The sequence below is a fragment of the Bacillus sp. EB600 genome (assembly GCF_024494385.1).
GTDB lineage: Bacteria > Bacillota > Bacilli > Bacillales > Cytobacillaceae > JAEVLT01.
The window spans coordinates 18,398-27,464 of sequence record NZ_JAEVLT010000050.1 but is presented as its reverse complement, the minus strand read 5'-3'; the positions used below and the strand labels follow the sequence as shown (position 1 = coordinate 27,464).

The window sequence follows — 9,067 nt, the reverse complement described above, 5'->3', positions numbered from 1 at the left end:
TAAGGATTATCCGGTATTAGCCTCGGTTTCCCGAAGTTATCCCGGTCTTACAGGCAGGTTGCCCACGTGTTACTCACCCGTCCGCCGCTAATCTTTAGGAGCAAGCTCCTAAAGATCCGCTCGACTTGCATGTATTAGGCACGCCGCCAGCGTTCGTCCTGAGCCAGGATCAAACTCTCCATTAAAGAGTATGAGTTAGCTCACTTGCGCAAGGATGCGCTGACGTCAAAGCTGCCACAGGATGTGGCGTTCTTAGTCGACGATCCTTACCTTTACGTTGGCTAGTGAAGAATTACTTCACCATGCTTGTTATTGTTGACATTTTTGTTTGTTTAGTTTTCAAAGAACACTCATCTTATTGACACAAACTATTTTATCACGTTATTTCATTAATGTCAACTTCTACGAAAATCTCCAACCGAATAAAATCCTTCTGCACTTTCTTTCATACTTATTACAGCAAGTAATGAATCAACTTTCCTATCATAGCACTGGAGGTGGTATGATACTGCTGAGAACTTATACCACTTTTTAATAATGAGAGAAAATAACGGCAAAAATGAATTTTATGTTTCTCACAATTCCTTACCAGTATGGTAAACTCAATATGCTTTCTTTTCCGAAGCTGTTCTCACAAGCAGCTTTATGATTATATTATTTTTCCTTACATTCGTCAACCACTTATTTTCTATCCTAATTATTTTCTCCTTTAACAATTTAACCCAGAGTTTTTAAAAATAGCATCAATTTTAGCTATAAATTTAACTAATTTTAACGTAATAAAAAGAACATTAGGCAATAATTACTTTTCTTTGTATCCCTATAATGCCAAGCGTAAGTGTAGTCTGCCCTGCCCCAGCACATAAAATTCTGGGGACGTTTCTTTCACCAAAACAAAAGAACCGTCCCCATACTATATTTGTATAAGAAAGAATATTCATGAAACATTTACAAATTTGTTGCAAACTTGGTAAGATATACAAAGAATAACGAATTATCGAAAAATATGTCTTGGGAGGGAAAGTAATGAATTATGAATTTTTACTTTGTGATATTGAAAATAAAGTAGCAGTTGTGACGATCAGTCATTCACCTGGTAATAAATTAAATACACAAGTATATCAAGAAATAACCCAATTAATGGGGGAATTAGAAGCTGATGAAAATGTAAATGTCATTGTAATCACCGGGGATGGTGAAGAGGCATTTGTCGCTGGAGCTGACATCGATGAAATAGCGGGTTTGGATACAGTCGGAATGATGAATTTAACTCAAATCACGAGAAATTCTTTTTCAAAAATAGAAAAGCTGAACAAACCAGTTATTGCTGCGATCAATGGAGTCGCACGTGGAGGAGGTTTTGAGCTGGCTTTATCATGCGATTTGCGTATTTCCTCTGAAAAAGCGCAATTTGCTTTTCCTGAAATCAGTTTAGGAGTTATCCCAGGAGGCGGCGGTACACAACGTATTCAAAAAGTAGTCGGACAAGGCATTGCAAAAGAATTATTGTATTTTGGAGAAATAATGGATGCACAGAGGGCTTTTCAGTTGCAAATTGTTAATAAAGTGGTTGCACATGATCAAGTTCTATCTGAAGCAAAAGAATGGGCTGAAAAGCTTGCAGAGAAAGCACCTGTTGCTTTAAGAATGATGAAAACTGCCGTTAATACAGGCTCAAATGTAGATCTAGAATCAGCTTTGACGGTTGAGGCACATTGTTATGATAGCGCATTTGCAACAGAAGACCGCAAAGAAGCAATGGCTGCATTTTTTGAACAAAGAAAGCCCAAATTTGTAGGTAGATAAAAAACAAGGGGACGGTTCTTGCGTTCCACTGAAAGAATCAAAAGAACCGTCCCCATATCATGTTTACTCTTTATCTTTATTAAAATAAGTTGTGCCTAAAATTCCAATCAAAATGAAAGCAACATTTATCGATAAGGAAATCAATTTTTGACTTTTTCTCGGTCTAATTATAAGTAGGCTTGGGGTTGTTTTGGAGGGATCAACGTGTTTAGGATGATGTTCCATGTAGTTTTCGGTTTTAAAAAGTAGATCATCATACCTTTTTCTTTTTTCATCATTTTGAAGGACTTCATATGCCTCTTTTATCTTTTTAAAAAGTTCTGCATTGCCGTTTACTTTATCTGGATGCAATTCTTTTACCTTTTTTCGATAAGCTTCCTTAATCTCATTGAAAGTTGCATAATTGGATACGCCTAAAATGTGATAGTAATTTTCAATGGTCTCCATATTTTCTACCCTCTTTTGATTATAGTAGACTATCTAATTACCGATTTTCTATAAAATACATAAAACTATCCCAAATGAATGTAGGTCTGTTATATGCTATTCCGATTTTCAGTATGGAATGATAGTTTTTTAGATTTTCATTTCAATATGTTATCAATAGGGCGGATCTCAGTCATTTTTTCTGTAAGTTTAAGGCGTTTGATAAAACTTGTAAAACAAATGTTTTTTCTAGTAGTAATCGCTCCTATTCTATAACTATTTAGAGACTTTATTTTATCATATCTTCTTTCAAGTATATGATGAATTCATTTTAAGATCCTTAAAAGGAATATTTTTCTATGGTGGATACCGCTTGCGTCTTAACATGATGTTAAAATAAATGGGCTACTAAAACTGGGTTAGCCAAAGATTATTTTTTACAGAGGAGGCACTTATGTTAAATATTATTTTGATTTTTGCACTTCAATTAGTATATGTCCCGATTCTGACACTTCGTACAATCTTTTTAGTTAAAAATATGAGTATAGCGGCTTCATCGTTTGGAGTCTTAGAAGCATTGGTCTATGTTTTCGGTCTTTCCTTAGTTTTTTCGGGTCATCAAAGCGTAGCTGAAATGGTGGTTTATGCTGTTGGTTTTGGCGTAGGATTATACATCGGAACACGGATTGAAAATAAGTTAGCCATTGGGTACACTTGTCTAGTTGTTAATTTAATGGAGTTAAATGAAGAACTTATTGTTGTTTTAAGAACCAAAGGATTTGGTGTTACTGTCTTTGAAGGAAAGGGCCGTGACAGTAAAAGATACCAATTAGAAATATTGACAAAACGGAATCGTGAAAATGAAGTAATGGAATTAATCGAGGAATATGAGCCTAAAGCTTTTATCATCTCCTATGAACCACGAAGATTTAAAGGTGGCTTCCTAGTAAAATCTATGAAGAGGCATATAAAAAAGGCAAATAATAGCCAACAGCAATCAGACTCGCTGTAAAATGCAACAAGGGGACGGTTCATTTGAAATTTCCAATGGAAAGATGCAAAAGAACCGTCCCCTCATATATTCTTTTTGTGGAAACATCTTGCTTACACAATTTATTCCGTTGTCATCCTCTTCATCCTTATTGTGGTCTTCAAATAGGTTATAAGCCCGATCAACATACAAAATGAACCGCAAACAGAAAACAGAACAAACATTTTTTGACCACCGTCTGTTGAAGTTTCAAAACTGAAATAGCTGAGTAAGAATAAAGCACCGCTAATCAAGAATAAATAATAGGCATACCATTTTCTCACTTTCTTAAGGATATAGTATCCTAAAAAAATAAGTAAATATAAACCGCTCACAGTCATGATCATGGGAAAGGTAGGCTCGTATTTTGCTGCATAAATAAAAAAATCCCACTGTAAAATATTGCTTGATTCATGAACAGTTCCATCCATAAACTGCGTAATAGGTGTGGAATTTAGCCATTCCGAAGGATGATCCAGAATAGCACTGCCTTCATACCAGGCAGCAAGAGTAGAAAATAAAAAAACAACAGAGGCAGCACCGAATTGAAAGATAAATCGAAACATGAAAAATAACCTCCCGTATAGGATTTGACAACCTTCTTTTTGTTGGCACTGGCTGATTTTCCAAAAGAATCATTCCGTCTCTCAAACCTAAAGAAATCAATGCAGCTGTTTTAACATTCGCTTAGGCAATCTATGCTTTATGCTCCGCTGGATGAAATTTTGATATGTACTTATATTCTTTGTTATGAGAAAAAAACCTTCTTACTGTAACAATATTCTTAATTTTTTATATAGTTGGTTTAACCATAACTTAGAGTACATGATTCAGTCCTTGATGGATCGCATGTGGAGTGGATCATCGTTCAATAATATGAGGGAGAAAAGTCTCCCCTGTTCTGCTAATTGCTTCTATTCTTAAAAATAAGCCCACATAAGAGTGCCGTCCAGGAATAATGGAACAAGTTCCATTGCATCTCTCGTGTCACGTGCTGCGCCTCATAAAAGATAGAATATAAATGATACCTACAATTGTTCCAATATCTTTTTCAAGGATTTTAATGCAATATTCTGTTAGTAGTAAGCCGGGATATTGTTTATTTAAATAATAATAAATAGTCGTTAGTAATTTCTGCCAGCTCCCATCCAAAGAGGATCACAGGGAAATGAATAATCTATTTTTGAACTCAGGTACCATGCGATTGCTGAAAAAATATAATAACTACAGTTACATGATAAAATTAATACAAGGAGCAAATTTAATGCTAATTGATGCCGATGCATTTAGAACAGATGGTTTAATAACTGTAATACTCCTTGGTCAATTGCCCACACAATGTGATGAAGCTGCGGAAGTCGGGTCGTTTCCGGGCACCGTAATGGACTTCGCGAATCCTTGTTCAGCTCGAATTTTTGTTAGAGAGGGGAGAAAACCTGGACGGGAGAATATGTACTGCGCACTGGGACTTGGGAACATATGGAGTATAAATAGAGTGATTCCTGACAAATATTCTAAGTCTGTAGAGATTTTTATAAACGACCATCTTGTTAGGAAAATTCGGGTCGTTGAACTCACCGTAAAAGGAATGTATAACACAATCTTATAGCTTTACCTTTTTTCTATATTACAAGGTGAAGGCGGGTAAAGAATCTTGCTGAAACACTTTAAAATGGCGCGGAAAATCGCGAAAGGACGGACGAACCGAAATCCGATACACCGATGATGCCCTTGCCTACCTACCAGAATAATAAAAGCTAAAATAGAGCAGATCTGTCTTGAAATATAGATGGTCTGCCCCTTTTAAATTTAGACAGAAAGTGAAACCGTAATTATTCCACCTCTCTATAAAGGTTGATTTCTGTACTTTCTCTCAGTTTCCTAAGCTCTGGAACAAGTTTCTTGACATGTTCACTATTATTGTGTTGATTTATAGCCTCTTCATCCACCCATTCTTCAATCGTCGTCAGGATGGATGGATCATTGATATCTTCATGATAAGTGTACATGATACATCCTTTTTCCTTTCTGGTTTCTGTCACAACTTCTCTTGCAAGGTTTAAATACTCCTCAACATTTACACCAGGTTTAAGTTTACCCTTACATACAACTCGAATCATATTAGTAACTCCTCCTCTTTTTAATAAACACAAAGGGACGGTTCTTACGTTCCGCAGAAGGACTCAAGAGAACCGTCCCCATATTTTATTTTGAAATCAGTTCAAAAAAGGTGCAAATTGTTAAGATGCCTTTATCAAAGTTTTCTAGGTGAAAATGTTCATTTGGAGCATGAAGGTTTTCACCTGGTAAACCGAATCCCATTAAGACAACGGGAGCATTTAGTGATTGGCTGAAATCCGATACTATCGGAATGGAGCCGCCTTCTCTTTTGTAAACAGGTGATTTCCCGTATACGTTTTGATAAGCTTCGGCAGCTTTTTGAATCATCGGACTGTCGATCGGCGTTAAAAATGGATTGCCCGTATCACCAAGAGATATGTTTACCAAGCTTCCGTTTGGTGCATATTCTTCCAGATGCTTTTTGACCAATCCCTGAATCTTTTCAGGATTTTGATTATTGACCAGACGGCAGGTTATTTTAGCATGGGCCTCGTTCGGGATGACGGTTTTTGTACCTTCTCCCTGAAATCCGCCCCATAAGCCGTTTATTTCTAAAGTCGGCCGGGAACTGATTCTCTCACGGTAAGGGTAATTTCTTTCTCCTCCGGTCAATTCCGATAGCCCTAACGACTGTTTGAGTTTTTCTTCATCAAAACCCAATGCTGCAATTTCTTTCTTTTCAATATCTGTCAGTTCAATGACATCATCATAAAAATGGTCCACATTTACCTTTCCGTTTGCATCATGAAGGGTTGAAAGCAACTGTACCAATAAATGGTTAGCGTTCTGAACTCCCCCTCCGTACATGCCTGAATGCAAATCAGAATTAGCCGTTTTCAGGGTAACTTCCAGAGCACATAGACCTCTTAAAGAGCAAGTAATGGCTGGAACCCCTTTGTCCCACATATCCGTATCGGAAATAATGACCGCGTCACAGGATAATTTTTCTTTATTTTCGGATAAAAACTGCGGAAGATTCGGACTTCCGATTTCTTCTTCGCCTTCGATGCAAAATTTTATGTTTACAGGCAATTTTTCACCTGATTCAAATAAGGATTCCACTGCTTTGATATGTAGGAACATCTGTCCTTTGTCGTCTGTTGCCCCTCTGGCAAAAATCTTTTCATCACGGATGGTCGGTTCAAAAGGAGGGGTTTCCCATAAATCAACAGGATCAACTGGCTGTACGTCATAATGGCCGTAAACTAAGACAGTTGGGGCATTATCCTGATGAATCCAGTCGGCATAAATAATCGGGTGCCCTTTTGTCTGAATGATTTCAATATGTTCCATACCGATGGTTTTCAACTTATTTGAAATCCATGAAGCTGCTTTTTGAATGTCCTCTTTATGTTCAGATAAGGAACTAATGCTTGGAATACGGAGCAATTCTTTTAATTCCTCGACATTTTTATTTTGATTTTTTGATAAAAGCTCAGATAATTGACTCATTTTATCACCTTTTCTATTTTATTTTCCATTCTTATTTTATCCAAAAAAGTAGAGAAAACCTACAACCGATCCAAAAGAGGGTATAAAGAGAGGGATGATTTACTATTTGGAAAACGTGCAGCTATTTTAATTATTTAGTGAGATGAATCCTAAAAAAGCAATGATCCAAAACATCGGGATTAAATTGATTATGATGGCAAAGCGGTTTTTTTTAACTCGGAAAAACCAGGCAAAAATTGAACAGATGATGACAGCAACCGGATAGGATGAGATTGCAAGAACAAAAGAAACATTGGATAGATTAATACCACTGTCAAAGCTCATAAACGACAATCCCCAAATGACAAACCAGGGCACCAATGAAAGTAAATAAAACACCTGAACAATCATTAGATAAGGCTTCATACATTCTCCTTTACTAAAAATTTCAATATTTATCCATTATACACCAATGCAAAAAAACAGGGCTAATTCCAATGAAGAATTCCCCTGTTTTTTCAAGTCATAGTAATTTAAAAAACATTCTTTTGGACTGTATTAACTGACTTTTTTTTGCGATATTGTCCATTCTTCAAAGTGATCATTGAGAAAAAAACTACAAAGAATAATATAATCCCACCAAGAATTGTAGCATTCCCAGAAAAACCGTTTGATTTTTTGAGTGCAGTGTTTCTTGACTCTGGCTTCTTAATTGTCTTGATTGCATTTATTGCCTTATCCGTGACAAGCGGAAATTCTTTTACAATTGCACCATTCTTTATGACTTTTACATTCGCCATTATCTGTCCCTTTTTAATATCCTCCCCGACCGTAGATGCTAATTCTATTTTAGTTGTAAGTTTGGCATTGTCATTATTTTTCAATCCGACCGCTATGTCAACTGGTGCCATTAAATTTACTTTTTCACCATTAATTTTCGTTATATCAACCACTTCGCCCTTTGAAGCGATCTTTTTTGTTTTCATATGGGCAAATGCATAATTTGCCATTGTCTGTATATCGCTATATTCCTCTATTTTATGAGTTTTCATCACAACGGCAATAACCTCTTTATTGCCAGCTTTTAAATACTCTACTAACGTGTTTCCAGCTTGATCTGTAAAACCCGTTTTCCCTGCTATGACATGAGCTGACGCAGGCTGGTTATGAACTTGGCTTTTGTTTTTTATCGTTTTGTCTTGTAAACTCGTATGGATCGGTATAGTTTGGGTTGACAAGGCATATAACACATTCGGATGGTTTAATGCTTCTTTCATAATTAAGGCGATATCATGAGGTGTCGAATAATGGTTAGGGTCGTGTAATCCGTTTGGAGTAACAAAATGTGTATGTTTTAAACCCAATTTTTTGACCTCATCATTCATTAATTGGGCAAATCCTTCAACGCTTCCACCTACATTTTCGGCAATCGTAACAGCTAAATCATTTGCACTTAGCAAAAGCAACCCATACATCGCATCTTTTTTCGAAATTTGTTCTCCTGCTGTTAGACCAAAGCAACTGCATTCCTGTCCAGCAGCATTAGCACTGACGTTTAGCATTTGGGTATCTTGTACTTTTTCATCTAATATGATTGCTGTCAACACTTTTGTCATACTGGCAGGATAGGCTAGGCCATCTGCATTTTTATTGTATAAAATGTCACCCGTTGCCGCATCAATGGCGATCCCATATTCACCTGCTATAGGGGGCGGTGTCTCATCAGCCCATACATGAATAGATGGTAAATAAGTGACACTTAAAAGGATACACAGCACGGATGCCATGATTTTATTGACTTTAGACATAAAGTACCTCCGCGATAATGAACCATAATCCTCAGCAGAATCCTATATTTATGAATGTTCCAATTATATTGTTGGATACGATTAAAGAGTACAAGATACTATTTTCACATAATGTAATAGTTCAAAATGATTCCAATGGATCAAAAAGTCTCCATTGTACATTTTACTCCCACCTAATTTACAATGAAAGAGGTTTTTCTGCGGTGTTATGTTAAATTTTTTTTACAAAAATATTTCATTATGGCATGGTGTGTTAACATTGAACTACCCGATTCCCCAAAACGTTTTAAGGGATATTCAAAAGCCTTCATAATTATTAGAATCCTGATTCTATATATCCTTAAAATATGTCTTTTCAATATGTCTCCCCTTCTTTTAAAAAAAAATGTAAGAAGGTTCATTTAATACACGATTACCCATTTAAGGTGCCCTAATTAGACCTAAC

The 9,067-nt window shown here is 36.3% G+C and carries 8 protein-coding genes, 1 rRNA gene and 1 pseudogene; 3 read left to right on the top strand and 7 right to left on the bottom strand.

What is annotated here, in order from left to right; all coding sequences use genetic code 11:
- A 16S ribosomal RNA gene (locus tag JN080_RS26010) occupies positions 1 to 185 on the bottom strand; the annotation flags it as partial.
- An 841-nt stretch (positions 186 to 1,026) separates the two neighbouring features.
- On the opposite strand from JN080_RS26010, the gene JN080_RS26005 reads away from it, so the two are divergent.
- Entirely contained in the window at positions 1,027 to 1,806 is a 780-nt protein-coding gene (locus JN080_RS26005; RefSeq protein ID WP_256238872.1) for an enoyl-CoA hydratase/isomerase family protein, read from the top strand.
- A 252-nt stretch (positions 1,807 to 2,058) separates the two neighbouring features.
- On the opposite strand, the pseudogene JN080_RS26000 reads toward JN080_RS26005, so the two are convergent.
- Positions 2,059 to 2,253: pseudogene (locus JN080_RS26000) on the bottom strand (DnaJ domain-containing protein); the annotation flags it as partial.
- Positions 2,254 to 2,686: 433 nt separating this feature from the next.
- Here JN080_RS26000 and JN080_RS25995 point away from each other — a divergent pair.
- Complete coding sequence (locus JN080_RS25995) at positions 2,687 to 3,244, top strand: DUF2179 domain-containing protein (RefSeq protein WP_256238871.1); 558 nt, start codon at positions 2,687 to 2,689, stop codon at positions 3,242 to 3,244.
- Between the two features lie 101 nt (positions 3,245 to 3,345).
- Here JN080_RS25995 and JN080_RS25990 read toward each other — a convergent pair whose 3' ends face one another.
- Positions 3,346 to 3,828 carry a YjdJ family protein gene (locus tag JN080_RS25990; protein WP_256238870.1) on the bottom strand — a complete coding sequence of 161 codons (483 nt, stop codon included), beginning with the start codon at positions 3,826 to 3,828 and terminating at the stop codon, positions 3,346 to 3,348.
- A gap of 698 nt (positions 3,829 to 4,526) precedes the next feature.
- Here JN080_RS25990 and JN080_RS25985 point away from each other — a divergent pair.
- Positions 4,527 to 4,871, top strand: a complete 345-nt coding sequence (locus JN080_RS25985; RefSeq protein WP_256238869.1) for a hypothetical protein — start codon at positions 4,527 to 4,529, stop codon at positions 4,869 to 4,871.
- Positions 4,872 to 5,094: 223 nt separating this feature from the next.
- Here the strand turns inward: JN080_RS25985 and JN080_RS25980 are convergent, their stop codons facing one another.
- From JN080_RS25980 to JN080_RS25965, 4 genes are all read right to left on the bottom strand, one after another.
- Complete coding sequence (locus JN080_RS25980; protein ID WP_256238868.1) at positions 5,095 to 5,382, bottom strand: putative quinol monooxygenase; 288 nt, start codon at positions 5,380 to 5,382, stop codon at positions 5,095 to 5,097.
- Between the two features lie 85 nt (positions 5,383 to 5,467).
- Positions 5,468 to 6,835, bottom strand: a complete 1,368-nt coding sequence (locus JN080_RS25975; protein WP_256238867.1) for a dipeptidase — start codon at positions 6,833 to 6,835, stop codon at positions 5,468 to 5,470.
- Positions 6,836 to 6,961: 126 nt separating this feature from the next.
- Positions 6,962 to 7,240 (bottom strand): hypothetical protein, encoded by a 279-nt coding sequence (locus JN080_RS25970; RefSeq protein WP_256238866.1) that lies wholly within the window; start codon positions 7,238 to 7,240, stop codon positions 6,962 to 6,964.
- Positions 7,241 to 7,347: 107 nt separating this feature from the next.
- A complete protein-coding gene (locus JN080_RS25965) occupies positions 7,348 to 8,622 on the bottom strand; it encodes a D-alanyl-D-alanine carboxypeptidase family protein (protein ID WP_256238865.1) in 1,275 nt (424 codons plus the stop codon).
- Between the last annotated feature and the right edge of the window lie 445 nt (positions 8,623 to 9,067).